Annotated in this window: 25 protein-coding genes and 1 riboswitch; of the genes, 13 read left to right on the top strand and 12 right to left on the bottom strand. The window is 73.7% G+C overall.

What is annotated here, in order from left to right:
* The first annotated feature begins 13 nt into the window (after nt 1–13).
* On the top strand, nt 14–1,561 hold the full coding sequence (locus tag LO763_RS06305; RefSeq protein WP_230601113.1) for a carboxylesterase/lipase family protein: 1,548 nt from the start codon (nt 14–16) through the stop codon (nt 1,559–1,561).
* A 1,563-nt stretch (nt 1,562–3,124) separates the two neighbouring features.
* Here the strand turns inward: LO763_RS06305 and LO763_RS06310 are convergent.
* On the bottom strand, nt 3,125–3,709 hold the full coding sequence (locus tag LO763_RS06310) for a DNA-3-methyladenine glycosylase I (protein WP_369431924.1): 585 nt from the start codon (nt 3,707–3,709) through the stop codon (nt 3,125–3,127).
* 131 nt (nt 3,710–3,840) lie between these two features.
* Between LO763_RS06310 and LO763_RS29635 the strand changes: the two genes are divergently transcribed.
* The 4 genes from LO763_RS29635 to LO763_RS06330 all read left to right on the top strand — a co-directional run bounded on the left by LO763_RS29635 (nt 3,841) and on the right by LO763_RS06330 (nt 7,160).
* Nucleotides 3,841–4,479: a GNAT family N-acetyltransferase gene (locus tag LO763_RS29635; protein WP_230601114.1), complete on the top strand. Its 639-nt coding sequence runs from the start codon at nt 3,841–3,843 to the stop codon at nt 4,477–4,479.
* A 41-nt stretch (nt 4,480–4,520) separates the two neighbouring features.
* Complete coding sequence (locus tag LO763_RS06320) at nt 4,521–5,315, top strand: class I SAM-dependent methyltransferase (protein WP_230601115.1); 795 nt, start codon at nt 4,521–4,523, stop codon at nt 5,313–5,315.
* Nucleotides 5,312–6,136: a class I SAM-dependent methyltransferase gene (locus tag LO763_RS06325; protein WP_230601116.1), complete on the top strand. Its 825-nt coding sequence runs from the start codon at nt 5,312–5,314 to the stop codon at nt 6,134–6,136. The genes LO763_RS06320 and LO763_RS06325 overlap by 4 nt, the downstream gene beginning before the upstream one ends.
* Before the next feature lie 88 nt (nt 6,137–6,224).
* The gene (locus LO763_RS06330) at nt 6,225–7,160 is read left to right on the top strand and encodes an intradiol ring-cleavage dioxygenase (protein ID WP_230601117.1); all 936 of its coding nucleotides are present in this window, start codon (nt 6,225–6,227) and stop codon (nt 7,158–7,160) included.
* Between the two features lie 17 nt (nt 7,161–7,177).
* On the opposite strand, the gene LO763_RS06335 is transcribed toward LO763_RS06330, so the two are convergent.
* Both LO763_RS06335 and LO763_RS06340 read right to left on the bottom strand, forming a co-directional pair.
* Nucleotides 7,178–7,798, bottom strand: a complete 621-nt coding sequence (locus LO763_RS06335; protein ID WP_230601118.1) for a VOC family protein — start codon at nt 7,796–7,798, stop codon at nt 7,178–7,180.
* A gap of 80 nt (nt 7,799–7,878) precedes the next feature.
* Entirely contained in the window at nt 7,879–8,670 is a 792-nt protein-coding gene (locus LO763_RS06340; protein WP_230601119.1) for a TetR/AcrR family transcriptional regulator, read from the bottom strand.
* A gap of 79 nt (nt 8,671–8,749) precedes the next feature.
* On the opposite strand from LO763_RS06340, the gene LO763_RS06345 reads away from it, so the two are divergent.
* The 4 genes from LO763_RS06345 (at nt 8,750) to LO763_RS06360 (ending at nt 14,275) form a co-directional block, all read left to right on the top strand.
* Nucleotides 8,750–10,558 (top strand): ABC transporter ATP-binding protein, encoded by a 1,809-nt coding sequence (locus tag LO763_RS06345; protein WP_230601120.1) that lies wholly within the window; start codon nt 8,750–8,752, stop codon nt 10,556–10,558.
* 2 nt (nt 10,559–10,560) lie between these two features.
* On the top strand, nt 10,561–12,381 hold the full coding sequence (locus tag LO763_RS06350; RefSeq protein ID WP_230601292.1) for an ABC transporter ATP-binding protein: 1,821 nt from the start codon (nt 10,561–10,563) through the stop codon (nt 12,379–12,381).
* Nucleotides 12,382–12,585: 204 nt separating this feature from the next.
* The gene (locus tag LO763_RS06355) at nt 12,586–12,996 is read left to right on the top strand and encodes a YciI family protein (RefSeq protein ID WP_230601121.1); all 411 of its coding nucleotides are present in this window, start codon (nt 12,586–12,588) and stop codon (nt 12,994–12,996) included.
* Between the two features lie 13 nt (nt 12,997–13,009).
* Complete coding sequence (locus LO763_RS06360) at nt 13,010–14,275, top strand: RNA polymerase sigma factor (protein WP_369431933.1); 1,266 nt, start codon at nt 13,010–13,012, stop codon at nt 14,273–14,275.
* 17 nt (nt 14,276–14,292) lie between these two features.
* Here LO763_RS06360 and LO763_RS06365 read toward each other — a convergent pair whose 3' ends face one another.
* The 5 genes from LO763_RS06365 to LO763_RS06385 all read right to left on the bottom strand — a co-directional run bounded on the left by LO763_RS06365 (nt 14,293) and on the right by LO763_RS06385 (nt 18,631).
* Nucleotides 14,293–14,913 (bottom strand): MBL fold metallo-hydrolase, encoded by a 621-nt coding sequence (locus LO763_RS06365; protein ID WP_230601123.1) that lies wholly within the window; start codon nt 14,911–14,913, stop codon nt 14,293–14,295.
* 174 nt (nt 14,914–15,087) lie between these two features.
* Nucleotides 15,088–15,651 (bottom strand): riboflavin biosynthesis intermediates N-glycosidase, encoded by a 564-nt coding sequence (gene ybiA, locus LO763_RS06370; RefSeq protein ID WP_230601124.1) that lies wholly within the window; start codon nt 15,649–15,651, stop codon nt 15,088–15,090.
* 59 nt (nt 15,652–15,710) lie between these two features.
* On the bottom strand, nt 15,711–16,508 hold the full coding sequence (locus LO763_RS06375; RefSeq protein WP_230601125.1) for an energy-coupling factor transporter transmembrane component T family protein: 798 nt from the start codon (nt 16,506–16,508) through the stop codon (nt 15,711–15,713).
* 46 nt (nt 16,509–16,554) lie between these two features.
* Nucleotides 16,555–17,994 (bottom strand): ABC transporter ATP-binding protein, encoded by a 1,440-nt coding sequence (locus LO763_RS06380; RefSeq protein ID WP_230601126.1) that lies wholly within the window; start codon nt 17,992–17,994, stop codon nt 16,555–16,557.
* A 4-nt stretch (nt 17,995–17,998) separates the two neighbouring features.
* Nucleotides 17,999–18,631, bottom strand: coding sequence for an ECF transporter S component (locus LO763_RS06385; protein WP_230601127.1), 633 nt, complete (start codon nt 18,629–18,631; stop codon nt 17,999–18,001).
* A gap of 14 nt (nt 18,632–18,645) precedes the next feature.
* Nucleotides 18,646–18,748: riboswitch (TPP riboswitch) on the bottom strand.
* A gap of 115 nt (nt 18,749–18,863) precedes the next feature.
* Between LO763_RS06385 and LO763_RS06390 the strand changes: the two genes are divergently transcribed.
* Nucleotides 18,864–19,244, top strand: a complete 381-nt coding sequence (locus tag LO763_RS06390; RefSeq protein WP_230601128.1) for an MGMT family protein — start codon at nt 18,864–18,866, stop codon at nt 19,242–19,244.
* Nucleotides 19,245–19,387: 143 nt separating this feature from the next.
* Here the strand turns inward: LO763_RS06390 and LO763_RS06395 are convergent, their stop codons facing one another.
* On the bottom strand, nt 19,388–19,984 hold the full coding sequence (locus LO763_RS06395; RefSeq protein WP_230601129.1) for a DUF1349 domain-containing protein: 597 nt from the start codon (nt 19,982–19,984) through the stop codon (nt 19,388–19,390).
* Between the two features lie 56 nt (nt 19,985–20,040).
* Between LO763_RS06395 and LO763_RS06400 the strand changes: the two genes are divergently transcribed.
* The gene (locus LO763_RS06400; RefSeq protein ID WP_230601130.1) at nt 20,041–22,197 is read left to right on the top strand and encodes a RecQ family ATP-dependent DNA helicase; all 2,157 of its coding nucleotides are present in this window, start codon (nt 20,041–20,043) and stop codon (nt 22,195–22,197) included.
* Between the two features lie 39 nt (nt 22,198–22,236).
* On the opposite strand, the gene LO763_RS06405 is transcribed toward LO763_RS06400, so the two are convergent.
* Nucleotides 22,237–23,001 (bottom strand): SGNH/GDSL hydrolase family protein, encoded by a 765-nt coding sequence (locus tag LO763_RS06405; RefSeq protein WP_230601131.1) that lies wholly within the window; start codon nt 22,999–23,001, stop codon nt 22,237–22,239.
* A gap of 159 nt (nt 23,002–23,160) precedes the next feature.
* Nucleotides 23,161–23,961: an SGNH/GDSL hydrolase family protein gene (locus tag LO763_RS06410; protein WP_230601132.1), complete on the bottom strand. Its 801-nt coding sequence runs from the start codon at nt 23,959–23,961 to the stop codon at nt 23,161–23,163.
* A gap of 180 nt (nt 23,962–24,141) precedes the next feature.
* Between LO763_RS06410 and LO763_RS06415 the strand changes: the two genes are divergently transcribed.
* The gene (locus tag LO763_RS06415) at nt 24,142–24,384 is read left to right on the top strand and encodes a hypothetical protein (RefSeq protein ID WP_230601133.1); all 243 of its coding nucleotides are present in this window, start codon (nt 24,142–24,144) and stop codon (nt 24,382–24,384) included.
* Nucleotides 24,385–24,405: 21 nt separating this feature from the next.
* On the opposite strand, the gene LO763_RS06420 is transcribed toward LO763_RS06415, so the two are convergent.
* Nucleotides 24,406–25,344 (bottom strand): DMT family transporter, encoded by a 939-nt coding sequence (locus LO763_RS06420; RefSeq protein WP_230601134.1) that lies wholly within the window; start codon nt 25,342–25,344, stop codon nt 24,406–24,408.
* 192 nt (nt 25,345–25,536) lie between these two features.
* Here LO763_RS06420 and LO763_RS06425 point away from each other — a divergent pair, with 192 nt between their 5' ends.
* Nucleotides 25,537–26,202 (top strand): hypothetical protein, encoded by a 666-nt coding sequence (locus tag LO763_RS06425; RefSeq protein WP_230601135.1) that lies wholly within the window; start codon nt 25,537–25,539, stop codon nt 26,200–26,202.
* Nucleotides 26,203–26,481: the final 279 nt, after the last annotated feature.

Raw genomic sequence — 26,481 nt, forward strand, 5'->3', positions numbered from 1 at the left:
GCAGTGTGGACCCATGAACGCACTGCTTCTCAGAACCCTCGCCGCGGCGGCGGCCGGTCTGCTCGCGCTGACCGCGTCCGCCGCCGCGCACGCCGACGCTGCGCACATTGACGACACCGGCCTGGTCCGGACCGGCGGCGGTCTGCTGCGCGGCACCGTCACCGCGGAGACCCGCTCCTTCCAGGGCATCCCGTACGCCGCGCCGCCGGTCGGCGACCTGCGCTGGCGCGCACCGGAGCCCGCCGCACCGTGGGACGGCGTCCGCGACGCCGCCGCACCCGGCGCCCCCTGCCTGCAACCGAGCCGGGACCCCGGCGCGCCGACGGGCAGCGAGGACTGCCTGTACCTCGACGTCCACACCCCGAACAGGGCCGCCGGGCCGCTGCCGGTCCTCGTGTTCCTCCACGGCGGCGGCCTCCGCTCCGGCTCGGGCGACATGTACGACCCGGTCCGTATCGTCGAACGCGGCGAGGCGGTCGTGGTCACCCTCAACTACCGGCTCGGCGCCCTCGGCTGGCTCGCCCACCCCGACCTGGACGACCCGGACGCGGGCAACTTCGGCCTCGCCGACCAGCAGGCCGCGCTCGCCTGGGTGCGGGAGGAGATCGCCGCGTTCGGCGGCGACCCCGGCAACGTCACCCTCTGGGGCCAGTCCGCGGGCGGGCGGAGCGTGTGCGCGCAGCTCGCCGCGCCCGGCGCGGCGGGCCTGTTCGACAAGGCGATCGTGCAGAGCGCCCCGTGCGGCAACGCCGTCGTCGCGGTGGAGGAGGCCGAACGGCGCGGCCTGGCGCACGCGGCGGCGCTCGGCTGCGACGGCGCCGACGCCGAGTCCTGCCTGCGCGAGGCGGACCCGGCCGACCTCGTCGCCCTCGCGCCCGACGACGGGCTCCACCGCCGGGCCGCCGACCTGCCGTGGTCGCCGGTCGCGGGGACCGAGGCGCTGCCGCTCCAGCCGCTCGCGGCCATGCGGCGCGGCCTCGCGGCCGACGTGCCGCTCCTGCACGGCGGGACCAGCGACGAGATGCGGTCCATAGTGTACGGCGCCTTCGACGGCTTGGACGGGCCGGTCACCGAGGCCGAGTACCCGCGGGTCGTCGAGGACCTCTACGGCGGGCGCACCGCCCGCGCGATCCTCGCGAAGTACCCGGCGGGCGACTACGGGTCGCCGAGCATCGCACTCGCGACCCTGCTCACCGACGACGGCGGCCAACTGGGGATCTGCTCGCAGCTGCCCGCGCTGGAGGCCGCCGCCCAGTACGCGCCGGCCTACGCCTACGAGTTCGCCGAGCCGACTGAGCCGTACAACGGCTTTCCCTTCGGCGCCAACCACAGCAGCGATCTCGGCTACTTCTTCGACACGCCTTTCGGACCGCGTCCCGAGGGCGACCGGTCAGTGCTGTCGGAGGCCATGATCGACCACTGGACGGCGTTCGCCGTCGACGGCGACCCCGGCTGGCCGGAGTACGAGCGCCGCGGCGCCTACACGTTCGCGGCCGCCGGGAGCGGCATGGCCGACATGGCGGCGGGGCACCACTGCGGCTTCTGGAACCGTCTCAGCTGAGGGCCTGGGGGCAATGCCGTTCAGTTAGGGGTGTCGGTCTTAGTCCGGTGTTCGGGCGGTCGGCGAACCAGTGTCGGGAAATCGGGTGAAGGCGCCTCGCCAGGGCCGGGGTGGTGCTGGGGTGGGGTTCGAGTGGTCGGCGACGGAGGCGTGGAGGCCGGGGCCGGGGTGGGTTGCCGGGGTCGGGTCGGTACTCGGGCGGGGTGCAGGCGGCGGCGACGGTGTGGCGGAGGGGTCGGTCCTGCAGTTGTCGCCGGGGCCGGGGTGGTGGGGTGGCGCCGGGATCGAACGGCGAGGCGGCGGAGCGGGTTTGGAGGTGTTGCCAGGGCAGGGGCGGTTCGTGTCCGGTGTTCGGGCGGGCAGCGACGGTGTGCGGGAGTGGCCGGTTCGGGGGGCGGGTTGCCAGGGCCGGGGTGGTGTGGGTGGCGCCGGGAACGAGCGACGGTGTTCCGGCGGTGGTGGCGGGGCCGGTGGTCGCCGGTGCGGTGGCGGCTCGGCCGGGCCTCGCTGCGGCGGCTCGGCCGGTCGCCGCTGCGGTGGGGCCGGTGCCGGTCGTCGCCGCGGCGGCGGGGTCGGTGGCGGCCGGGTTCGTCGCAGCGGCCTGCCGCCAGGCGGCCTGGTGCGCGGCGGGTGCCGCAGGAGTCGCAGTGCAGGGCATCGTCGTGGTCGTGGTGGTCATGGTGGGTTCACCTCCTCCCGGTGGGTGTGGTCGCGTCCGGGCGGATACGCGGTCGTGAGCGCGATGGTGATCGCCTCGCCTGACGGCACCGTCTCGCAGCGGGCTCTCGCGGCCGGGTCTCGCATCGCCGTCGAGTAGTCGCCGCCGTGGCCTGCCTGTCCTGCCTGGCGTGCCGGACGATCTATCGTCCTGCCGGGCCTGTCGGGCCTGGCGGTCTTGTTCCTCCGGCTCGTCCTGTCCTTCCTGCCGGTGGTGGTGGTCGGGTGGGTGTGCTGGATACGCCCGGGGGTGTGTGCGGGACTCCGACTGTGCTGGCCGGCGGTACCTCCTCAAGGAGGCCGCACTCCCGTCACATGCCCGTAGACCGCGGTGACGGTGGTACCAGCGCAGGACCGAAACGCGGGACAAACAATCCCCGTCCTAGCTGCGAGGGCGGCCCCGACACCAGTGGGCGGTACGAGCGGCCAGAGGCTGTCGTAGTCTGCATTAATTGAACACATCTCGTTCGCTTGCACTGATTCCGTAACCCTGTACGTACCACCAATCATCCCCCCGATAGCCCCACCCCGGCAACACCCACACGGGTAGAGAACCCTCACGTTTCCACCGGTGTTCCTGTCTCGCAACGACACCGACCACCAGATCCACAATGGCGCCCCGCCCGACCCACACCGGCCCCCGAACCCGCCAACCAACACCAGCCCCGCGCACACCCCACCGTCGCCGCCGCAGTAAGTCCGAGCCCCGCCGACCCGGGCCCCGCACACCCACACCGGTCCTCCACACACCGCTTCGTCGCCGCCGCCCTGACCGCCACCCCGGCGCCACCGGCAACCGAGCCACCCACCCCGGCGCACCGACGCCCTGACTGAACGGCATTGGACCTAAGGGAGTTCGGCGACGTGGCAGTCGGCGAGGTGGTCGTCGACCATGCCGATCGCCTGCATCATCGCGTAGGCCGTGGTGGGGCCGACGAACCGGAAGCCGCGCTTCTTGAGGGCCTTGGACAGCGCGGTGGACTCCGGGGTCACCGCGGCGATGTCGGCCAGCCGCTTCGGGCGCTCGCGCCGCTCGGGCGCGAAGGACCACACGAGGTCGCTGAGGCCGGTGCCCGAGGCGGCGACCAGTTCGGCGGCGGCCTTGGCGTTCGCGATCGTCGCGGCGATCTTGGCGCGGTTGCGCACGATCCCGGGGTCCTGGAGCAGCCGTTCGGCGTCGGCGTCGGTGAACGCGGCGACCTTCGCGATCGAGAAGCCCGCGAAGGCCTTGCGGAAGGCCTCGCGTTTGCGCAGGATCACCAGCCAGGACAGGCCCGACTGGAAGGCCTCCAGGCTGACGCGTTCGAACAGGGCGTCGTCGCCGCGGATCGGGCGGCCCCACTCGCCGTCGTGGTACTCCCGGTAGATCTGCGGGTCGGCGCCCCACGGGCACCTCGCCAGACCGTCGTCGGACTTCACGGCATCGCTCACCGCGGCTCCCCTCACCTCGCACGTCGCGCCGAGCCTACGCGAGGCCACCGACAATCCAGTCCCGACGCCGTTCGACTATTGCAAGATGCTTGCAATAAGATGGCGGAGACCCGATCCGCTAAGGAGTCCCCGTGCCCCACTCGATCCCCGACCTCGTCATGGCCTGGGGCCGCGGCCGGGCCGTCTCGCGCGTCACGCCGCAGCCGGTCCCGGTGCCCGGCGGCTTCGAGGTCCCGGTCGGCCCGCCCAGCGCCGAGATCCGCCGGGTCTTCCACACCTGCACGGCCGCGTCCCTCGCCGAGGCGGCTGAGCGGTTGTCGGCGCCGGGCCGCCAGATCATGATCGCGGGCCCCACCGGGCTGCTGCGCGAATCACTGCCCTCGACGTGGACGATGGACCCCGCCGGGCACCTCATGACCACGGCCTTCGCGCCGACCGCCTACGCCGTCCCCGATGACTACCGGCTGACGGTGGAGACCGAGGGCGCGCTCACCGTGGCCCGGGCCTTCCACCGCAACGGCGACCTGGCCGCCTCGGCGCGGCTGGGCCGGTCGGGCGGGTTCGGCGTCTTCGACAAGGTCGTCACCGCCCCGGCCCACCAGCGCCGCGGCCTGGGGTCGACGCTGATGCGGGCCCTGTCCGGGAACGCGCGCGCCCTCGGCATGGAGTGGGGCCTCCTGGTGGGCAGCGACGAGGGCCGCGCCCTGTACGAGCACCTCGGCTGGACCTACGTGTCCGACTTCCCCGGAGCCCGCAGCAAGAGCGACTAAAACGGTTGCCTCCGGAGGGGCCCGCTGCAAGGGTGGAGCCCATGCGCTCTCTCCCCTCCTGGCACGTGTTCGAACGCGTCGCGGGCGCCTACGACGAGGTCCTGCCGTTCTTCGCCGCGATCGGGGAGCGGCTCGTCGCGGCGGTCGGGCCCGGGCCGGGCACCCGCCACCTCGACATCGGGGCCGGGCGCGGAGCCCTGGTGGGTCCCTCCCTCGACCGCGGCTGCGCGGTGACCGCGGTCGACGCCGCCCCGGCGATGGTCGCGCGCCTCGCCGCCGACTTCCCGCAGGCCCGGACCCTGGTCATGGACGCGGAGCACCTGGTGTTCCCCGATGCGAGCTTCGACCTGGCCACGGCCGCGTTCGTGGTCCACCTCCTCGACCGTCCGGCGCGAGGCGTCGAGGAGGCGTTCAGGGTCCTCGCCCCCGGCGGGCGCTTCGCCGTGCCCGTCGGCGCCGCGGTCCGCGCCCCCGAACCGGCCGCGATCCAGGACGACATGGACGCGCTGTTCGCCGAGTTCGCCCCGCACCTGCCGCCCGGCGGCGGCATGGGGGCCGCGATCGACATGCGCCGGGCGATGAGCGCGGCGGGCTTCGTCGACCTGGAGGAGCGGCACATCGAGGTCGTCGTGCCCGTCCCGGACGGCGACGCCCTCTGGGACTGGTGCCGCTCGCACGGCTACCTGGCCTTCATCGAGGACCTGCCGGACGACCGCCGCGAGGAGTTCCGCCTGCGCATGCGCGCCCTCGCCCGGGCCGGGGGCGTCCTGCAACGCGCGCACGCGGTCCTCATCGGCCGCAGACCCCGACCGACCCGACGAGAGGAATCGACATGACCACCGCATCCGAACCGGACTGGCGCGAGGCCAACCGGGCCATGTGGGACGAGCGCGTCCCGATCCACGCCGCCAGCGCCTTCTACGACCACGAGGCGTTCCTCGCCGGCAAGGACACCGTCGCCGGCTTCCAGGCCGATGAAGTGGGCGACGTCACCGGCAAGAGCCTGGTCCACCTCCAGTGCCACATGGGCCAGGACACGCTCTCGTGGGCGCGGCGCGGGGCCGCGCGCGTCGTCGGGCTGGACTTCTCCGAACCGGCGGTCGAGGTCGCCCGCGGCCTGGCGGCGGGGCTCGGATTCGCCCCCGAGCGGGCCGCGTTCACCGCCGCCGACGTCTACGACGCCCGCGAAGCCCTCGGCGGCGAGGTCTTCGACGTCGTCTACACCGGCATCGGCGCCCTGTGCTGGCTGCCGGACATCGAGCGCTGGGCCGAGGTCGCGTCCTCGCTGGTCGCCCCCGGCGGGTTCCTGTACCTGGCCGAGTTCCACCCGCTCTCCAACGTCCTGGACTGGAACACCGGCACCCGCTTCGAGCGCGACTACCTCGGCCGCGAGCCGGTCGTCCTCGACGAGCCGGGCACCTACGTCGACTTCCGGGCCGAGACCGAGCGCAACCTCAGCTACGAGTGGAACCACGCGATCGGCGCGGTCGTGTCGGCGCTGGCCGCGCACGGCCTGCGCCTGGAGTTCCTGCACGAGTTCGACTGGACGCTCTTCCAGCAGTTCGGCACGCTCGAGCGCGACGGCGAGGCGTACCGGCAGCCCGAGGGCACGCCGAAGGCCCCGCTGATGTACACGCTGAAGGCGAGCAGGACCTAGGTTTCCGAGGCGACTCTGATCCGCCTCCCAGCCGTTCGGGGAGGTTCCGCCCGGACCATGGCGGCACACGAGCGGAGAGGAGCGGGCAGTGGCCGCCGAGACAGAGGGAACACCGGCCTACCAGGGCCGTCCGTACGCCAGACCGGACGAGGAGCTGGTCGACCAGGGCCTCCGATTCGACATCGGGACGCTGCTGAGCCGCCGCGGCGTGCTCTTCGCGGGCGCGGGCCTGGCGGTCGCGGGCCTCGCGGCGTGCACCGCGGCTGACGCCGGCGCGGCCGCGTCAGGGGACCTGACCGAGATCCCGGAGGAGACCGCGGGCCCGTATCCGGGCGACGGCTCCAACGGCGCCGACGTCCTGGAGCAGAGCGGGGTCGTGCGCAGCGACATCCGCTCGAGCTTCGGCACCGGCGGCGCCACGGCCGAGGGCGTGCCGATGACCCTGGAGCTGACGGTCTACGACATGGCGAACGGGAACGCCCGCTTCGCGGGCGCGGCCGTGTACGTGTGGCACTGCGACCGCGACGGCGCGTACTCGATGTACGCCGAGGGCCTGGAGGACGAGAACTACCTGCGGGGCGTGCAGGTCGCCGACGAGGACGGGGTCGTGGCGTTCACGAGCGTCTTCCCGGCCTGCTATTCGGGCCGCTGGCCGCACGTCCACTTCGAGGTCTACCCGGACGTGGACGCGATCGCCGACAGCGCCGAGGCGATCGCCACCTCCCAGGTCGCTCTGCCCGAGGACGTCTGCGACACGGTCTACGGCGAGAGCGGCTACGAGCAGTCGGTCGCGAACCTCGGGCAGGTCGCCCTCGACACCGACAACGTCTTCGGCGACGACGGCGGGGAGTCCCAGCTGGCGACCGTGACCGGCGACGTCGCCGCCGGGTTCACCGTGTCGCTGGCGGTGGGCGTGGACACGGGCACCGAGGCGGGCGGCGGCGGTGCGGCGCCGGGCGGCGGGGGCGGTCCCGGCGGCGAGCCGCCGACGGGCACGGGCGCCCCGGGCGGGTCCGCAGGCTAGCGGCCCGCCGCGCCGGCTCAGTGCAGGACGACCAGGCCGGTCTCGCCGAAGAGCGTGGCCGCCAGGGAGATCCGGTTGCCGGCCTTGACCGGGAGCTTCACGTCGAGCGCGGCGATCGGGCCCTCCACCAGGTCGGGCTCGGGGTGGACCGCTTCGAGGCCGACGAGCGGCACGAGCGGCAGGCCCGCGGACGGGTGCGGGGTCCGGCCCCAGTCGATGAGGAAGGGCACGGGCCCCGAGTGGCCCCGTTCGCGGTCGAGCGTGAGCCGCCACTCGATGTGGTCGCCCTCAGGGGTCCGCCGCGACATCTCCCAGGGCTCGCCGGGGTCGTACCCGGCCTCGCGGGCGCCCGCGACCGCGGCGTCGAGGTCGTCGACGCGCAGCGCCCAGGTGACCATGCGGGCCTCGGTGAGGTCGTCGACGCCGAAGGGCCGCGGGCCCTTCGGGGCCTTCTGCTCGGGGTCGGGCCCGATGATCTCGAGGTAGCCGCCGTCGCCGAGGCCGAGCAGGAAGTTGCCGGTGCCCCGGCCCGGGTGGATGCCGCCGGGAACGGGTCGCGTCCCGGTGAGGCGCTCGATTTCGGTCACGGTGGCGGCGAGGTCGGGCGTGGCGAGGACGAGATGGTCGAGTGAGGACATAGGGGGCAGTCTAGTCACGCTGGGCCACCGGCGTGACCGCGATTCGTGTTCTCGCGTGTCGCGGGTCCGCCGGGCGCGGCTCAGCGCCGCGGGTCGGTGAGGGCCTGGAGCAGCTCGTCCCCGGTGTCGGCGAGGACCCGCTCGGCGGCGTCGCGCGCCTCGCTCTCGCAGGGCTCGTAGCCGGTGGGGCAGTCGTCGCGGTTGAAGGCGGCGTCCGGGGCGGCGGGCGGCTCGGTGTCGCGGCGCATCAGGTCGCCGATGCCGGTCTCGAGCAGCCCGAAGGCGTGCTGGGCGGCGCCGACGGCCTGCGCGCGGATCTCCTCGACCGGGTCGCCGTGGAGCATCCGCCTGATGTTGAGCTCGGCGAGGATGTGCTGGGTGTGGAGGAGCTGGGAGGCGACCAGGCTCGAGGTCAGCCGGGAGTGGCCCTCGGCCATGAGGACCTCGCCCAGTTCGACCGCGGAGCGGCGGCGGTAGGCCATGGCGCTGACCATGAGCACGGGCGTGGCGATGAGCAGGCGCTGGACCTGGAGGAACATCGGTTCGTCGCTGAGGCCGACCTGCGGGGCGTGGTGCTCGACCAGGTGGAGGCAGTGCTCGCGCATGGCGGCGTGGGGGGTCTGGCCGCGGCGGCGCTCGCGCACGACCCGGGCGGCGTCGCCGGTGTGGTGCCGCATGCCGCCGATGACGAGGTCCTCTTTGCTGGGGAAGTAGTTGAAGACCGTGGCCTTGGAGACCTCGGCGGCGGCGGCGATCTCGGCGACGGACACGTTCTCGTAGCCGCGCTCCTCGAACATGGTGAGCGCGGTCGACTTCAGCAGTCCCCAGGTCGCGTTCTTCTTGCGGGCGCGCAGGCCGGTGTGTTGCTCCACACCCGTAACTGTACCAGATCAAAATCTGAACCGGGAAAAAATTTGTACCGGGTCCAAGAGTACTGCTATGCTCGTCCGCATGACAGGAACACCAGCCGCATCCCTCACCCGAAGGGGCGCCGACCCGCACGGCGGGGAACCCTCGCCGGAGGGCCGGGTCTTCCGGCTCCTCGCCGAATACCTGCGCCCGCACCGCCGCCCCCTGGTCCTCACCGTCGTCTTCCAGATCGTCCAGACGATGGCCACCCTCTACGTCCCCACGCTCAACGCGGACGTCATCAACCACGGCGTCGCCCAGGGCGACACCGGCTACGTACTGCGCCACGGCGGGTTCATGCTCGCCGTCACCCTCGTCCAGATCACCGCCGCGGCCCTCGCCGTCTACTTCGGCGCCAGAGCCGCCATGGGCGTCGGGCGCGACCTCAGGGCCGACCTCTTCAGGCAGGTGCAGCGCTTCTCGGCCGCCGAGATGGACCGCTTCGGCGCGCCCTCGCTCATCACCCGCACCACCAACGACGTCACGCAGATCGTCACGATGCTGGTCATGGGCCTGACCATGCTCCTGACGGCGCCGATCGCCGCGATCGGCGGCCTCGCGCTCGCCCTGAGCCTCGACGTGCCCATGGCCGGGGTGCTCCTGGCCGCCATCCCCGTCGTCGCCGCCGTCATCTTCTGCATCGTCCACGCGATGATCCCGGCCAGCCGCCTCATGCAGCGCTGCATCGACGGGATCAACCGGGTCATGCGCGAGCACATCACCGGCATCCGCGTCATCCGCGCCTTCGTGCGCGACGACCACGAGCAGCGCCGCTTCTCCGAGGCCAACACCGCGCTCACCGACGCCTCGCTGCGCGTCGGCCGCGTCCAGGCCTTCTTCGGCGCCACCGCGATGGTCTTCGGCAACCTCACCTCGATCGCCATCGTGTGGATCGGCGCGGGCCGCATCGCCGAGGGCACCATGCAGATCGGCGACCTCATCGCGTTCCTCACCTACGCCGGGCAGATCCTCGGCGCGGTCATGATGTCCATGGGCGTGTTCATGATGCTGCCGCGCGCGAAGGTCGCGGCCGGCCGCCTCCGCGAGGTCCTCGACACCGAGCCGACCATCGCGAACCCGGCCGAGCCGGTCACCGAGATCGCCGGGCTCGGCGAGCTCGAGGTCGCGGGCGTCTCCTTCCGCTACGACGGCGCCGAGGAGGCCGTCCTGCGCGAGGTCGACCTGGTGGCCCGGCCCGGGCAGACCACCGCGGTCATCGGCTCCACCGGCGCGGGCAAGACCACCCTGCTCCACCTCATCCCCCGCCTGTTCGACGTGGACGCGGGGGCGGTGCGGGTCGACGGCGTCGACGTCCGCGAGATGGACCGGGCGCTCATCGCCCGCACCATCGGGCTCGTCCCCCAGCGGGCCTACCTGTTCTCGGGCACCGTCGGCTCGAACCTGCGCTACGGCGACCCGGACGCGAGCGACGAGGACCTGTGGCGCGCGCTCGAGGTCGCGCAGGCGGCCGAGTTCGTCCGCGCCATGCCCGACGGGCTCGACACGGTCATCGGCCAGGGCGGCACCACCGTCTCCGGCGGCCAGCGCCAGCGCCTGGCCATCGCCCGGACCCTGGTGGCGCGCCCCCGGGTCTACCTGTTCGACGACTCCTTCTCCGCCCTGGACACCGCCACCGACGCGGCCCTGCGGGCCGCGCTCGCCACCGAGATCGCCGACGCCGCCCAGGTCATCGTGGCCCAGCGGGTCTCGACGATCCGCGACGCCGACCGCATCGTCGTCCTCGAGGCCGGGCGCGTGGTCGGCACCGGCGCCCACGAGGAGCTCCTCGCGGGCAACGCGGTGTACGCCGAGATCGTCAACTCCCAACTCACCCTCCAGGAGGCGCTGTGACCATGCGCGGCGGGCCGGGCATGCCGGCCCTGAAGAAGGCGGACGACTTCCGCGGCACCGTCCGGCGCATCCTGGGGCTGCTGCGGCGCGACCGGCTCCGCCTGGCCTCCGTGGTCGGCTTCGGGGTGCTCATGGTCTGCGGGATGCTCTCGATCCCCACCGTCCTGGGCCGCGCCACCGACCTGGTGATCGAGGGCGCCGCCGCGGGCGGCCTCGACTTCGGGGCCCTCGCCCGGATGCTCGGGCTCGCCGTCGCGCTGGCGCTGGCCACGTTCGCGATCACCGTCTCCAACGGGCGCACCATCGCGAAGCTGGCCCAGCAGATGGCGTTCGAGCTGCGCGCCGAGGCCGACCGGAAGATCTCGGCGCTCCCGCTGCGCTACTTCGACTCGCACTCGCGCGGCGAGGTGCTCTCGCGGGTCACCAACGACATCGACAACCTGACGCAGACGGTGGGCCAGGTGACCCAGCGGGTCGTGCAGGGCCTGCTGTTCCTCGTCGGCGTCCCGATCATGATGCTCACCATCTCGCCGCTGCTCACCCTGGTCGTGGTCCTGACGCTGCCGCTGACGCTCCTGGCCACCAGGATGATCGGCAAGCGCAGCCAGCCGCGGTTCGCGAAGCAGTGGGCCACCACGGGGAGGCTCAACGGCCACGTCGAGGAGATGATCACCGGGCACCAGCTGGTGACCCTGTTCGGCCGCCAGGCCCAGGGCGCCGAGACGTTCGAGCGGCACAACGAGGAGCTGTACGACAACACCGTCCGCGCCCAGTGGGTGGCGGGGCTGCTCGGCCCGGCGATGGCCTTCCTCGGCTCGGTGACCTATGTGCTCGTGGCCGTGGTCGGCGGGCTCCAGGTGGCCGCCGCGGTGCTCACCTTCGGGCAGATCCAGGCGTTCATCCAGTACACCGGCCAGTTCTCGAACCCGCTGAACATGCTGGCGGCCATGTTCGGGCAGATCCAGTCCGCGGTCGCCTCGGGCGAGCGGGTCTTCGAGCTCCTCGACGCCGAGGAGCAGTCGCCGGACCCGCGGGCCGCCGACGCGGCCCTCGCGGCGGTGGACGGCCGGGTCGCCTTCGAGGACGTGTCCTTCCGCTACCTGGAGGACGAGCCGCTGATCGAGGACCTGTGGCTGTCGGCGGAGCCGGGCCAGACGGTCGCGATCGTCGGCCCCACCGGCGCGGGCAAGACGACCCTGGTGAACCTGCTCATGCGCTTCTACGACCTGGACGCGGGCCGCATCACCGTGGACGGCGTCGACGTCGCGACCGTCGAGCGCGAGCGCCTGCGGCGGCGCATCGGCATGGTCCTCCAGGACACGTGGCTGTTCGACGGCACCATCGCGGAGAACATCGCCTACGGCAGGCCCGAGGCGACCCGCGAGGAGGTGGCGGCCGCGGCCGCGGCGGCCCACGCCGACCACTTCATCCGCACCCTCCCCGACGGGTACGACACCGTCGTGGGCACCGAGGAGGGCAGCCTGAGCGCGGGCGAGCGCCAGCTGGTGACGATCGCGCGGGCGTTCCTGATCGACCCGTCGATCCTGATCCTGGACGAGGCGACCAGCTCGGTGGACACCCGCACCGAGATGCTGGTCCAGCAGGGCATGATCGCCCTGCGCCAGGGCCGCACGAGCTTCGTGATCGCCCACCGCCTCTCCACGATCCGCGACGCCGACGTGATCGTGGTGATGGAGCACGGCAGCGTGGTCGAACAGGGCGACCACGAGTCCCTGCTGGTCAAGGGCGGCGCCTACGCCCGCCTCTACGAGGCCCAGTTCGCGCGGCCGGCGGTCGAAGAGGAGGAGGCCGTCCACCCCTGACCGGAAGGCACGAAGGAGACCTGGACCCGCGGCGGCAGGTCCGCCGGGCGAACACCCCCTGGCGGACCTGCGCCTCCGCCTCCGGGCGCGGCCTCGCGAAAAAATCTGCGAAACAGGTACCGGACGATGTCGAGAACCGGGGCCCGGCTCCGTCACAGGGGTGTCGGCGGCGAGACGAGCCGCCCGGAGAAGGAGGATGGCACCATGGCCAAGTACCTGTTGCTCAAGCACTACCGCGGCGGACCGAGGCCGCACCCGAACGCCGAGGCGTCGATGGACCAGTGGACGCCCGAGGAGATCACGGCGCACATCGAGTTCATGCGCAGGTTCGCCGACGACCTCGCCGAACGGGGCGAGTTCGTGGACGGGCAGGCGCTCGCCCCCGACGGCGAGTTCGTGCGGTACGACGGCGAAGGCAGGCCGCCGGTCACCGACGGCCCGTTCGCCGAGACGAAGGACCTCATCGCCGGATGGATGATCATCGACGTCGAGTCCAAGGAGCGCGCCTACGAGGCCGCCGCGGTCCTGTCGTCGGCGCCCGGCAAGGACGGTGAGCCGCTGCACGAGTGGCTCGAGGTCCGGCCGTTCATGGTCGAGCCGCCGGTGGTGGAGTGACCTCGGTCCGATGATCGGCGAACACCTGCTGCGGGACCTGACCCCGCAGGTCCTGGGAGTCCTCGTCCGCCGCGGAGCCGACTTCGCGGCGGCCGAGGACGCCGTCCAGGAGGCCCTCGTGGAGGCCGTGCGGCGCTGGGAGGACGAGGTCCCCGACGAACCGAAGGCGTGGCTGGTCACCGTGGCCTGGCGCAAATTCCTGGACACGCGCCGCTCGGCGTCGTCCCGGGTGCTGCGCGAGGTGGCGGTGGCGCACGAGCCGCCCGCGGGCCCGGCCGAGCAGGCGGACGACACGCTGCTGCTGCTGAGCCGCTGCTGCCACCCCGCGCTCAGCCCGGGGTCGGCCATCGCGCTGACGCTGCGCGCGGTGGGCGGTCTGACGACCGCGCAGATCGCCCGCGCGTTCCTGGTGCCGGAGGCGACGATGGCGCAGCGCATCTCCCGCGCCAAGCGGACGCTGGCGGGCGAGCGGTTCGAGCGGCCCGGCGACGTGCGGGCCGTGCTGCGCGTGCTGTACCTGATGTTCGATCACGGCTTCGCCGGAGGCGAACAGAGGCAAGGCGCCGGAGGCGAACAGAGGCAGGGCGCCGGAGGCGAACAGGGGCAAGGCGTCGGAGGCGCTCGAGGACGGGGCGCCGCTTCGAACGGTCAGGACCGCCGCACCGACCTGGCCGCCGAGGCGATCCGCCTGACGCGGCAGTTGGCCGCCTCAGTACCGCGCGACCCGGAGGCGGCGGGCCTGCTCGCCCTGATGCTGCTGCACCACGCGCGCCGGGCGGCGCGGCTGGACGCGTCGGGCGGCCTGGTGCCTCTGGCGCTCCAGGACCGGTCCCGCTGGGACACCGCGATGATCGCCGAAGGCGTGGAGCTCCTCCAGGGCGCGCTCGCGCGCGACCGGCTCGGTGAGTACCAGGCCCAGGCGGCCGTCGCCGCGCTGCACGACGACGCGGCGACGGCCGAGGAGACCGACTGGCCGCAGATCCTCGAGTGGTACGACGAGCTCGTGCGCCTCGCTCCGGGCAACCCCGTCGTGGCGCTCAACCGCGCGGTCGCCGTCGGGTACGTCGACGGCCCGCTCGCCGGGCTGCGGCTGGTCGAGGAGCTGGACCCGGGGCTGCCGCGCCGGGACGCCGTGGCCGCCCATCTCCACGAGCGGGCGGGGAACCGGGCCGAGGCGGCGCGCCTGTACGCGGCCGCGGCCCAGGCCGCCCCGAGCACGGCCGAACTGGCTCACCTGCTCAAGCAGGCGGCCCGGCTGCGCGGGCCCGATGGGCGCTGATGCCCTGCGCCGCGGGGTCAGACGTCCACGGTGCGGCCGTTGTCGAGGCGTTCGTAGCGGTCGCCGATGAGGTTGGACAGCATGCGGTCGACGATCGCCGTGCCCGCGTCGCTGAGGACGGCGTCGTGGATGGGGTGGACCACCGGGGCGTCCACGCACCGGATGAAGTCGACGGCCTCGCCGATCTTCAGCCACGGCGCGGCGATCGGCGCGAGGAGCAGCCGGACGGGCGCGTCGGGGACGGTGAAGGCGTCGCCGGGGTGGAAGACGCCGTCGACAAGGTAGCCGACGTTCGGGACCACGGGGATGTCGGCGTGGATGAGGGCGTGCTCCTCGCCGAACACCTTGACCTCCGTGCCCGCCGCGGGGACCGCGTCGCCGGCGCTCACCGTGGTGAACGGCAGGTTCCCGAGCACCTCGGACAGCGAGGACGGGCCGTAGACGCGCACCTCGGGCCGGTCCTCGAGGAGGCGCCGCAGTTCGGGGTCGTTGCAGTGGTCGGGGTGCTGGTGGGTGATGAAGACGGCGTCGGCGCCGTCGAGGGCCGCGGGGTCGGAGAAGACCCCGGGGTCCATGACGATGGCGCCCTCGCCGGTGTCGAAGCGGACGCATGAATGCCCGAATTTGGTCAGTCGCATGTTCTCACCGTAAGACGCGCAGGCGGTTCGGTGCACCGCATCCGGGGATTCCCCGCTCCCCCGCGCGGACCCGCGGGCGTCCCTACCGGCGTGCCCCTTGGTGCCCGCCGCTCCCTGCGGGCCGGTGAGCGCCCGAGCCGTGGTGCCGCTCCCCGCGTGGACCGGCCGCGGGGCTCACGCCTGGAGCCGGTCCCTCGCCGCCATGAGCGCGAACCCGAGGAGGTTCAGGCCCCGCCACGTGCGCGGGGACGCGGCGCGGGGGTCGTCGGCGGCGAGGCCGATGCCCCAGACGCGGTCGCGCGGACTGGCCTCGACCAGGACGCGCCCGCCGGTGGCGAGCAGGTAGTCGCGCAGGTCCCGGTGCTGCCCGAACTTCAGCTCGTTGCCGCGCACGACGATGTCGAACCGCTCGGCCTCCCAGGTCGCGTGGTCGAAGCCCCGCACGAGGCGGCCGAGCCGCTGGACCTCGGCCGGGTGCCCGGCGGCCAGGATGCGCTCGGCGGCGTCCGCGTCGCCGAACAGCCGGGCCTTGCGCGCCATCATGTAGTGCTCGGCGGAGGCGTAGCGGTGCCCGTCCTCGGTGAACTCGACCGGCCACCACTGGCTCAGGCAGCCGCGGCCGACACTGCCGTCGGGTTCGCGGTCGTGCCGCCAGAAGTGCACGTACTTCCATGAGCGGCCCTCGCCTTCGAGAGCGAGGGCCTCGTCGAGGTCGCGAGGGGGCGGGGGCGCGGTCATGGACTCACTTTCGCATGTCATGCCAAGGGCCGCAAGCGGGTTGCCGGCCGTTTCGGGACTCAGGCGAAGGCGGTGAACGTGCCGGAGGCGACGCTCGCCGCGACCGCGGCGGCGCTCACGGCCGCGGACGCCGCGATGAGGACCCAGTCGCCGGCCGCCATGCGCTGCTCGCGGGCGTGGGTCCGGGGGGTCTCGGAGTCGAAACCGCGCGCGTCCATGGCGGCGGCGAGGCGCCCGGCGCGGCGGATCGCGCCGACCAGGAGCGTGAACATGGTCGAGGCGAACAGGCGCGCGCGCCGCACCGGGTTCCAGCCGCCTTCGAGGCCGCGGGCGCGGCGGGCGGTGGTGATCTGCCGCCACTCGGCGCCCAGGAGCGGCAGCAGCCGCAGAGCGGCGAGGGCGCCGATGGTGAAGCGGGCGGGGGTCTTCAGCTGCTGTGTGAGGGCGTCGGCGAGGTCGGTCGGGTCCGTGGTGGCGAAACCGAGGACGCCGGCGGTCGCGGCGACGCAGACGCGCAGGCCGATGGCGGTGCCGTCGAGGAGGGCGCCGGTGCCGATCTCGACGGGGCCGAGGGAGAGGAGGATCCGGCCGGTCTGCTCGGCGGCGAAGAGCGCGTTGACGATCACGACCGTCCCGGCGGCGACCCACAGCCAGGCGAGGCGGCGCCCGAGCGCCCTGAGGCGGATGCCGGTGAACGGGACGGTGGCGGCGAGGGCGGCGAGCAGGAGCAGCGGCGTGAGCCAGTCGGCGGCCACGAGCGCGGTGGTCGAGACGACCGCGACGGCCGCGAGTTTCGCGACGGGGTTGACGCGCGCGATAGGCGCGTCGGCGTCGCAGACGGGCGCGAGCGTCAGCACGGGCGCCTCCGGGCGGGCGGAGCGGGCGCGGTCGCCGTGCGCACCGTCATCGGCCTTCCTCCTCGGCGAGGCGGCCGCCGCGCAGCACGAGTTCGCGTCCGGCGAGGGCGGCGGCGAAATCCCTGTCGTGGGTGACCGCCAGCAGCGCGGTGCCCTCGTCGCGGATGTCGGCGGTCAGGTCGACCAGCTCGCCCCACGTGCGGCGGTCCTGGCCGAAGGTGGGCTCGTCGAGGATCAGGACCTCGGGAGCGGCCGCGAGCGCTCCGGCGACGGACAGCCGCCGGGCCTCGCCGCCCGAGAGCGTGTGCGGGTTCGCCTCGGCCAGGGGCGCGAGCCGCAGCCGCTCGAGGAGTTCGGCGACGCGGGCGGCGGTCCGGTCGGCGGGCCAGCCGGCCTGGCGCGGGCCGAAGGCGAGCTCGTCGCGGACCGTGGCGGTCACGAACTGGTGCTCGGGGTCCTGGAAGACCGAGCCGACGCGGGCGGCCAGGCGCCGCGCCGGGAGCCGGTGCAGCGGCCGTGCCTCGCCGGGGACGGCGGCCGCGCCGCCCGTGGGCTTGGCGAGCCCGCCCGCCAGGAGCGCGAGCGTGGACTTGCCCGAGCCGTTGGGGCCGGTGACGGCGACGAGTTCGCCTCGGCGCAGTGCGAACGAGACGTCGTCGAGGGCGGGCCGGTCGGCGCCGGGGTGGGCGAGGGAGAGGTGCTCGCCGCGCAGCGCGACCTCGCCCGCGGGCCCGGCCGGCCGGACCGGCAGGGGCGCGCCGGGGACCCAGACGCCTTGGGCGGCGAGGGCGTCGCCGTGCGCGGCGAGGACCGCCGCGGCGGGGCCGTCGGCGAGGAGGGTCCCGCCGGGGCCGAGGGCGATGACGCGGTCGACCAGGTCGAGGACGTCCGCGACGCGGTGCTCGACCACGACCATGGTGGCCCTGGAGTCGGCCAGGGAGCGGCGCAGCGCTTCGCGGACCTCTTGGGCGCCTTCGGGGTCGAGGTTCGCGGTCGGCTCGTCGAGGAGGATCAGGTCGGGGCGGCGGGCGAGGACCCCGGCGAGGGCGAGGCGCTGCTGCTCGCCGCCGGAGAGGGCGTGGGTGGGGCGGTCGGGGCCGTAGGGGAAGCCGACCGCTTCGAGGGCGGCGAGGACGCGCGAGTGGATCTCGCCGGGGGGCGCGGCCTGGTTCTCGAGGCCGAAGGCGACGTCGTCGCCGCTGCGGGCCATGACGAGCTGCGTCTCGGGGTCCTGGAAGAGGACGCCGACGCGGGCCCGCTGCTCGGCGGCGGGCTTCCCGTCGAGGAGGACCTCGCCGTCCTGCTCGCCGGAGTCGCCGGTGAGGAGCCCGGCGAGCGCGGCGAGCAGGGTGGACTTGCCCGACCCCGAAGGGCCGAGCAGGAGCACCCGCTCGCCGGGCTCGACGCGCAGGTCGACGCCCGCGACCGCCCGGGCGCGGCGCCCGGCGTGGCGCCAGGCGAAGCCGCGGAACTCGACCGCGATCACGGGGTCAGATCCGGGCCCGTTCGCGGCCGGCGGGGAACCGGTCGAGGACGCCGGTGGGAAGCATGGCCTTGACGAGGGCCTTGGAGCCGAGCCCGGCGACGATCGCGCCGGAGAGCATGGCGAAGGCGATGTAGGGGACCTTGTAGGCCCAGAAGTCGTAGTACGGGTAGTAGGCGATGACGTCGAAGAGCGTGGCGGCGAAGCAGGCGAGGGCGCCCGCGGCGACGGCGGTGGGGGCGCCGTAGCGGCGGTAGCGTCCGGCCGCGAAGGCGAGCTCGCCGCCGAGGCCCTGCACCAGGCCCTGGTAGACGACGAGGAGGCCCCAGAAGGAGCCGAGGAGGGCGGAGACCGCGGCGGCGAGGAACTCGGTGAGGAGACCGGCGCCGACGCGGCGGACGATGAGCGGGGCGAGGACGGCGGGGATGAGCCAGACGCCGTAGACGAGGCCCTTGAGCGGGGGCAGGAACGCGAGGGCGGGCTCGATGCCGGCCCAGACGAAGTTCCAGGCCCAGAAGACGACGCCGAAGGCGACGGCCAGGACGGCGCAGGTGAGGATGTCGACGGTGCGCCAGCGGCCGGGGGCGGGGGTGTTGAAGGAGACGCTGTCGGGCATGGGCATGCCTTTCGTGGAATTCATGGACACGACGCGACAGCGGTCGACGAACGACTTCCTCCGCCGGCATTACCCGGATCAGGTGTGAGGGTCTGCGGTCGGTTCCGCACTCTCAGCCCATCGGCTCCCCTGTCGGCTTCGACGTTAACACCACGTGGTGCGGCGGTAGCGGGTGCGCGGGGCCGGGGTGGCGGGGAGCGCGCGGGGCGGCGGGAGCGGACGCGGGCGCGCCTCGCGCTGGCCGTAGATTGCCGGGATGACCGCTGAACGGGATTGGGAGCTGGTGCGCCGGGTCGTGGACGCGCTGCCGGAGGGCACCTGGACCTCGTACGGGGACCTGGCCGAGCTGATCGGGACCGGGCCGCGGCAGGTGGGGGCGTTCATGAGGGACGACGGCGGCGTGCCGAAGGCGTACCGGGTGCTGACGGCGGGCGGGACGGTCTCGGAGGGGTTCCGCTGGTCCGACGGGCGCAGCGGCCGGGACGTGCCCGACCTGCTGCGCGACGACGGCGTCGAGGTGAGCGCCAAGGGCCGGGCCGACCGGTCCCAGCGCATGTCGGTCTACGACCTGAAGCTGCTGGCGGCCGAACTCGAGGAGGACGGCCCGGGCCCCGAGGACGATTCCGGCGAGGACTGAGCATCACCAGGCGACAGCGATAACCGGGAATATCCGCAAATATCGTGATATTCCCGGCCTAAGGGACCCCTGGTGCAAAAGTACACCTGGGGTACAACATCCCCGCGAACGCGAGCCTCTCTCGCGCCCGCGGCGGTCGGCGGTCAGTGCAGTTCCGCGTCCGGCTCCGTGTGGCGCCAGGCGGTGAACGTGACCGCCAGGCCCGCCCGGCTCGGGGCGCAGCAGTAGGGGCCGGCCTTGGCGGCGGCGTCCGGGTCGAACGGGGCCAGGCGCACCAGGCGCCACGGCTCGTCCTCCACGCGGGCGCGGACGATCACCGCGTCGCGCATGCGGGTGGCCCGGATCGTGACCTCCCGCCCGGCCCACTCGGGCACCGGCGCCGTCGACCAGTCGGACTTGCCGTCGGTGACCACCGCGCCCAGCTGCATGGCGCCGTCGGCGAACTCGAGGCCGGTCTTGATCCAGCGCTCGGCGTCGGCCCGGATCACCAGCCCCGCCTGGTCGAACTGGGCGTCGAGGGCGGCCACGAAGCTGACCTCCACGGCCCGCCCCGGATCCCAGGCCTCCAGGAGCGCGTGGGCGTCGTCGTGGACGAAGCCGTAGCAGGTGTGCCGCCACGCGTCGCTGCCTTCGGCGGCGTGGACGACCAGGCGGCCCTCGGTGTCCTCTTCCGCCGCGGCGGGCAGCGTCGTCCAGGCGCCCGACTTCCACGGGATGTCGATGGGTGCTTCGTTCTCCATCGCCCCGAGCCTAGTGTCATCGCGTCCTGTCACAGCAGTGAGGTACAACGGTCCCTATGTCACCGAGCACCGCGCAGACGAGGCCAGAGGAATCCGGGACGCTCCGCGAGGAGGCCGAGGCCCTGCTGAGGGCCCTCGCGGGCGAGCACGCGAAGCTGCGGGAGGACCAGTGGCGGGCCATCGAGGCCCTGTGCGAGCAGCGCGAGGACGGCGCGGGCCGCCGCGTGCTCCTCGTGCAGCGCACCGGCTTCGGCAAGTCCGCGGTGTACTTCACCGCCACCGCGCTGCTGCGCCGCCGCGGCGCGGGCCCCACCGTGATCGTCTCCCCGCTGCTGGCGCTCATGCGCAACCAGATCGACGCCGCCGAGCGGGCGGGCGTGCGCGCCCGCACCATCAACTCGGCCAACCTCGAGGACTGGGACGCCGTCGCCGAGGCGATCGCCGAGGACGCGGTGGACGTGCTGCTCATCAGCCCCGAGCGGCTCAACAACCCGGCGTTCCGCGACCACCAGCTGCCGAAGCTCGCGGCCGGGTGCGGGATGCTCGTGGTCGACGAGGCGCACTGCATCTCCGACTGGGGGCACGACTTCCGGCCCGACTACCGGCGCATCGCCACGTTCATCGAGGACCTGCCCGAGGCGGTGCCGGTGCTGGCGACCACGGCCACCGCGAACGCGCGCGTCTCGGACGACATCGCCGAGCAGCTCGACAGGCCCGGGGCGGACGCCGAATCCCGCGGCGAGCCGACGCTCGTGCTGCGCGGCAGCCTCGACCGCGAGTCGCTGCGCCTGTCGGTCGCCGAACTGCCCGACAACGCCCACCGGCTCGCCTGGCTCGACGAGCAGTTGCCGCGCTTCGAGGGGTCGGGCATCGTCTACACGCTGACCGTGGCCGCCGCCGAGGAGGTCAGCGACTACCTGGGCTCGCGAGGCCACGCGGTCGCCTCGTACACGGGCCGCACCGAGGGCGCCGACCGGCTCGAGCGCGAGGAGGCGCTGCTGGGGAACCGGCTCAAGGCGCTCGTGGCGACCAGCGCCCTGGGCATGGGCTTCGACAAGCCGGACCTCGGGTTCGTGGTGCACCTGGGCGCGCCGTCGTCGCCGGTGGCGTACTACCAGCAGATCGGCCGGGCCGGGCGCGCCCGCGACCGCGCCGAGGTGGTGCTGCTGCCGGGCGCCGAGGACCGGGCGATCTGGGACTACTTCGGGTCGCTGTCGTTCCCGGCCGAGGAGGCGGTGCGGCGCACGCTGGACGTGCTCGCCGCGGAGGGCCGGGCGCTGTCGACGGCGGCGCTGGAGACGCGGGTCGACCTGCGCCGCACCAGGCTCGAGATGATGCTGAAGGTCCTGGACGTGGACGGGGCGGTGCGGCGCGTCAAGGGCGGCTGGGAGGCCACGGGGCGGCCGTGGGTCTACGACGCCGAGCGGTACGCGAAGGTGGCCGCGGCCCGGGAGCACGAGCAGCGGCGGATGCTCGCGTACGAGGCGACCGACCGGTGCCGCCTGGAGTTCCTGCGCGCCGAGCTCGACGACGCCGAGGCGGCGCCGTGCGGGCGCTGCGACAACTGCACGGGTTCGCGGGCCGCGGCGGGGGTCTCCGCCGAGGCGGCCGAGGGCGCGGCGGCGGCGCTGTCGAAGCCGGGCGTCGCGGTGGAGGCGAAGCGCATGTGGCCCACGGGGTTGCAGGCGATCGGGATCGACCTGAAGGGGAAGATCCCGGCGGAGCGGGGCGCCGAGGCGGGCCGGGCGCTGGCGCGGCTGTCGGACATCGGCTGGGGCGGGCCGCTGCGGGCGCTGCTGTCCGACGGGGCCGACCGGGAGGTGCCCGAGGACGTGTTCGGGGCGGTGGTGAAGGTCCTGGCGTCCTGGGACTGGGCCGAGCGGCCCTCGGCGGTGGTGTCGATGGGGTCGCTGACGCGGCCGCGCCTGGTGAACGGGCTGGCGGAGCGGATCGCGCGGTTGGGCCGCATGGAGTACCTGGGGGCGCTGGGGCGGGCTCCGGGCGTGGCGGCGGGGGCGCACCGGGCCAACAGCGCGCAGCGGCTCCAGCAGGTCCTGGACGCGTTCACCGTGGACTTCCCGGTGCCGGCGGCGAGCGTGCTGCTGGTGGACGACACGCGGGACTCGGGCTGGTCGCTGACGGTGGGCGCGATGCGGTTGCGGGAGGCGGGGGCGAGGGCGGTGCATCCGCTGGTGCTCGCGTTGCGGTCATGAGCGCGGCGACGGGCCGCCGGGCCCGGCGCGGTGCGCGCGTCAGAGCGCGTCGAGCAGGGTCGGGAAGTAGCCGTCGCGGTGGCCGGGGGCGTTGGGGTGGTACGGCAGGTCGCGGATGGTGAGGCCGTGCAGCCACGGGGTCCCGGCGCAGATGCCGTGGTCGTCGAAGGCGCCGCGGGTGTCCACGTAGGTGAAGCGGTGGTCCTCGGCCGCCGCTTCGATGACGGAGGAGAGCAGGTCGGCGGCGTCGTTCATGCGCCGCTGCTCGGCGACGCTGATCTGCCCGAGGGCGTCGCAGGTGTTCCGCGCGGCGAACAGGCGCGGATAGCCGGTCACGTAGACCTCGGCGGCGGGGGCGCGGTCGGCGATCTCCTCGTACACGTCGTCGAGCTTCTCGGGCAGCTCCTCGGTGGCCTTGCGCTCGGCCTCCTCGATCTGCGGGGCGCAGTCCGCGAGCGGGACGATGCATGCGGCGATGGCGTTGAACCAGCCGATGTCGTTGCCTCCGATGCCGATCGTGACCAGGTCGGTGTCGGCGTCGAGGGCGCCGGCCTGGCCGTTGAGCACGTGTCCGGTGGTCGCGCCGCCGCAGGCGGCGAAGGTGAGGTCGGCGCCGAGCTCCTCGGCCAGCAGCCGGGGGTGGGCGTTCTCGGAGCGCTGGCACAGCAGGTCGGTGTAGGCACCCGCGCCCGCACCCGACGAGTAGGAGTCGCCGAGGGCGACGTACTCGATCGGGGCCGACTGGGCCCGAGCCGCCGCGGGGGCGGGCGGGAGCGCCGCGAGGAGGACTGCGGTGAGAACCACTGATCTGCTGATTCGGCGCATGGGAAGGTCCTCCGCGTGTCGTCGTCGACGTGCTCCGCATGGTGAGTCCGCCACCGGCCTGCGAGCGGACGCCATACCGGCGTGAACTGGAAACTCGTACATGTCGTTCGCTTCGCGGTCGTCCGCGAGGCGGCGCCGTCAGCTCCGCTGGACCGTCTTCGCGATCGCCGGGAAGTAGCCGCCGGCGTGGCCCAGAGCGTTCGGGTGGTAGGACTCCACGATCGGGTGGCGCAGGCCGTGGACGTAGGGGACCTCGTCGCACACCGCGTGCCCGGCGAAGGCCTCGCGCACGTCCACATAGGTGAGTCCGTGGGCGGCGGCCGCGGCCGCGACGGTCTCGGCGAGCAGGTCGGCGGCCTGGTTCATGCGCTGCTGCTCGGCCACCGTGACCTGGCCGAGGGCGTCGCAGTCGTCGGTCTCGTTGAACAGCCGCGGGTAGCCGAGCACGTAGACGCGGGCGGCGGGGGCGCGGTCGGTGATGGCGCCGTAGGCGCCGTCGAGCAGGCCGGGCAGTTCGGTGCGGACGCGCTCCTCGGCGGCCTCGATGTCGTCGGTGCAGTCCGTGAGCGGGGTGATGCAGGCCTTGACGGCCTCGGCCCAGCCGATGTCGTTGCCGCCGATGGTGACCGTGACCAGGTCCGTCTCGGCGTCGAGCGGTTCGAGCTGCTGGGCGAGGAGGTCGGCGGTGGTGGCGCCGGAGCAGGCCGCGAAGGTGAGTTCGGCGCCGGTCGCGGCGGCGAGCAGCTTCGGGTAGGCCAGGTTCGAGCGCAGGCAGTCCCGGTCGAAGTACTCGCCCGCGCCGGTCCCCGACGAGTAGGAGTCGCCGAGCGCGACGTAGTCGGTCGGCGCCGGCGCGGTCTGGGCGGAGGCGGCGGCGGGGACGAGGACGAGCGCGGCGGACGCGGCGACGGCGGCGGCCGAGAAGCGGGCGGGGATCATGCGGGCTCCGTTCCGAATCGGGTTCGTGGGAACTGTATTGCCCGATCAGGCAGGAAGGGGGCGAACGCGCCATAGATGGTGAGAACTGTCGCGTAAGCGACGAAGGGCGCAGCGCATCGGCACGGGGTGCGGGGCGGCGAACGGGGCCGCGGCGGCGCGGCGGCTTCTAGAGTGAGGGGTATGGCTGAACCGACGGCGCCGCGGGGCGGGGTCCCGTCCGACCAGGCGCTCATCGAGGGGACGGGCGTGAACTGGCGGACCTGGCGGGAGCTGCTCGACGAGCGGGGCGCGGCCGGGCTCGACCGCGCCGCCGTCGCCCGGATGCTGGTGCGCGAGTTCGAGATCGACGGCTGGTGGGCCGAGTCCGTCGCCGCGGCCTACGAGCGGGAGCGGGGCCCGCGGGCGCCGGGCGGCAAGGACTGAGCCCGGCCGCCCGGCGGTGCCTCAGGATTTGGCGGCGGGGGCCGCGGCGTCGGTGGCCTCGACCGGCGGGACGACCGCGTCCCGGTCGCGCTTCCCGCGCGAGCGGGAGATCGCGACGCCCGCCAGGGCCAGGGCGCCGCCCGCGATGGTCAGCCAGGTCGGGATCTCGCTGAGGAACAGCCAGGACATGCCGACCACGATCGCCGGGACGACGTAGGTGGTCGCCCCCAGCTTCCCGGCCGAGGTGAACCGCAGGGCGTAGCCCCAGGTGAGGAAGGCCAGCGCGGTCGGGAACAGGCCGAGGTAGAGCACGTGCAGGGCCGCCGAGGACGGGGCGGCGCCCAGCTGGGAGAACAGGAGCGGGGCGAAGGGCAGGCACAGGACGGCGGCGATGAGGTTGCCGAAGGCGGTGAACTGGAGCGAGGTGCAGTGCCGCAGGGTGGGCTTCTGGACCACGACGCTGATCGCGTAGGTGACGGCCGAGACCAGGCACAGCAGGACGCCGAGGACCGAGGAGGCGCCGCCGCCGGACATGGAGAGGCCGACGACCGCGACGCCCGCGAAGGAGACGGCGATGCCGAGGAACAGGCGGGGCGGGAAGCCCTCCTTGAGGATCCAGCCGCCGAGGAGGGCGATGAGGATGGGCCCGATGTTGACGACGAGCGCGGCGGTGCCGGCGTCGACGAGCTGCTCGCCCCAGTTGAGGGCGACCATGTACACGCCGAACCACAGGACGCCGGCGGTGGCGATGCCGGGCCAGGCCGCGCGCCGGGGGAGCCCTTCGCGGCGCAGGGCCCACACGGCGAGGAGGACGACGGCGGCGACGCCCGCGCGGCCGAGCGTGAGGGGTCCGGGGTCGAGGTGCTCCCCCGCGGCGCGGATCGACACGAAGGCCGAGGCCCAGCACAGGACGGTGACGCCGACGGCCGCGGCCGCACGGGGGTTGAATCGCTCGCTCATGGGCGACGCTCCTCGGGATGGGCGGCGTCCTCGTGCGGGCGGGCGCGCCGCGGGCGGGTCGGCGGTCGGCGCCGTCCGGGGGGCGCCGTCGGCGCCCGGCCCAATCTAGCACTGGTGTCCGATTTCGGTCATCTGTTAAACGACTGGGAACCGGGGGCCGGCGCGCGGCGTCTGAAGGACATGATGGGACACATGACATGGAAGCGGCTCATCCCGGTCGCGGCGCTGCTCGCGGTGGCGGCGTGCGGTCAGGGGACCGATACGGGCGCCGATTCGGAGGACCCGGCCTCGTCCGCCGACGGCGCGGTCGCGGACGGGGGCGGGGCCCCGGTCGACGGGCCGGTCTACCGGGGGGCGCTGACGGTGCTCCAGGGGGTCGAGCGCGACGCCGCGGAGCTGTGCGGGGTGGTGGCGGAGTCGTATCCGCCGCAGTGCGGCGGCCTGCCGGTGACCGGCTGGGACTGGGACGCGGTCGAGCACGAGGAGGCCGAGGGGGTCCGCTGGGGCTCGTACATCGTGACGGGCGCGTTCGACGGCAAGTCGCTGGTGCTCACCGAGGACCCGGTGCCGACCGAGGAGGTCGACATGGCGGAGCACCCGGAGCTCCAGTACAGCGAGCCGGAGATCGGCGATCCGGCCGAGGACCTGGGCGCCGAGGAGCTCCAGGCGATCGCCGACGAGCTGACCGCGGAGTTCCCGGTGTACGTGTACGGCGGCTGGGCGGACGAGCAGAACGGGGTGGCGCTGGTGGACACGCTGCTGGTGACGCCGGAGCTGGAGGCCTACGCGGCCGAGCACTTCCCGGAGGACACGGTGGCGTTCTCGGCGATGCTCAGGCCCGTGGAGACCCAGGAATAAGGTCAATCACGATAAAGGATGATATTTCCCCCTTAAGGGACCCCTGGTTCGAAAGTACTCCGGGGATCCGTCATTCTTCCCCGGGCGGGAACGTGAGCGGTACCCGCATCGTGCGGGCGGTGCCGCGCCCCTAGGATAGAAACCGGTATCTATCCGTCGGGGCGCCGATCGAGAAAGCCGGGTCCGAAGCTGGCAGCGCGGCCGGCGCATGACGCAGAATAGGCCGGACCCGGACCGCCGGGCCGAGACGAGGCGGTCGCGCCGAAGCCCGGCACGTCC

This window comes from Glycomyces amatae (assembly GCF_020991375.1).
GTDB lineage: Bacteria > Actinomycetota > Actinomycetes > Mycobacteriales > Micromonosporaceae > Glycomyces > Glycomyces amatae.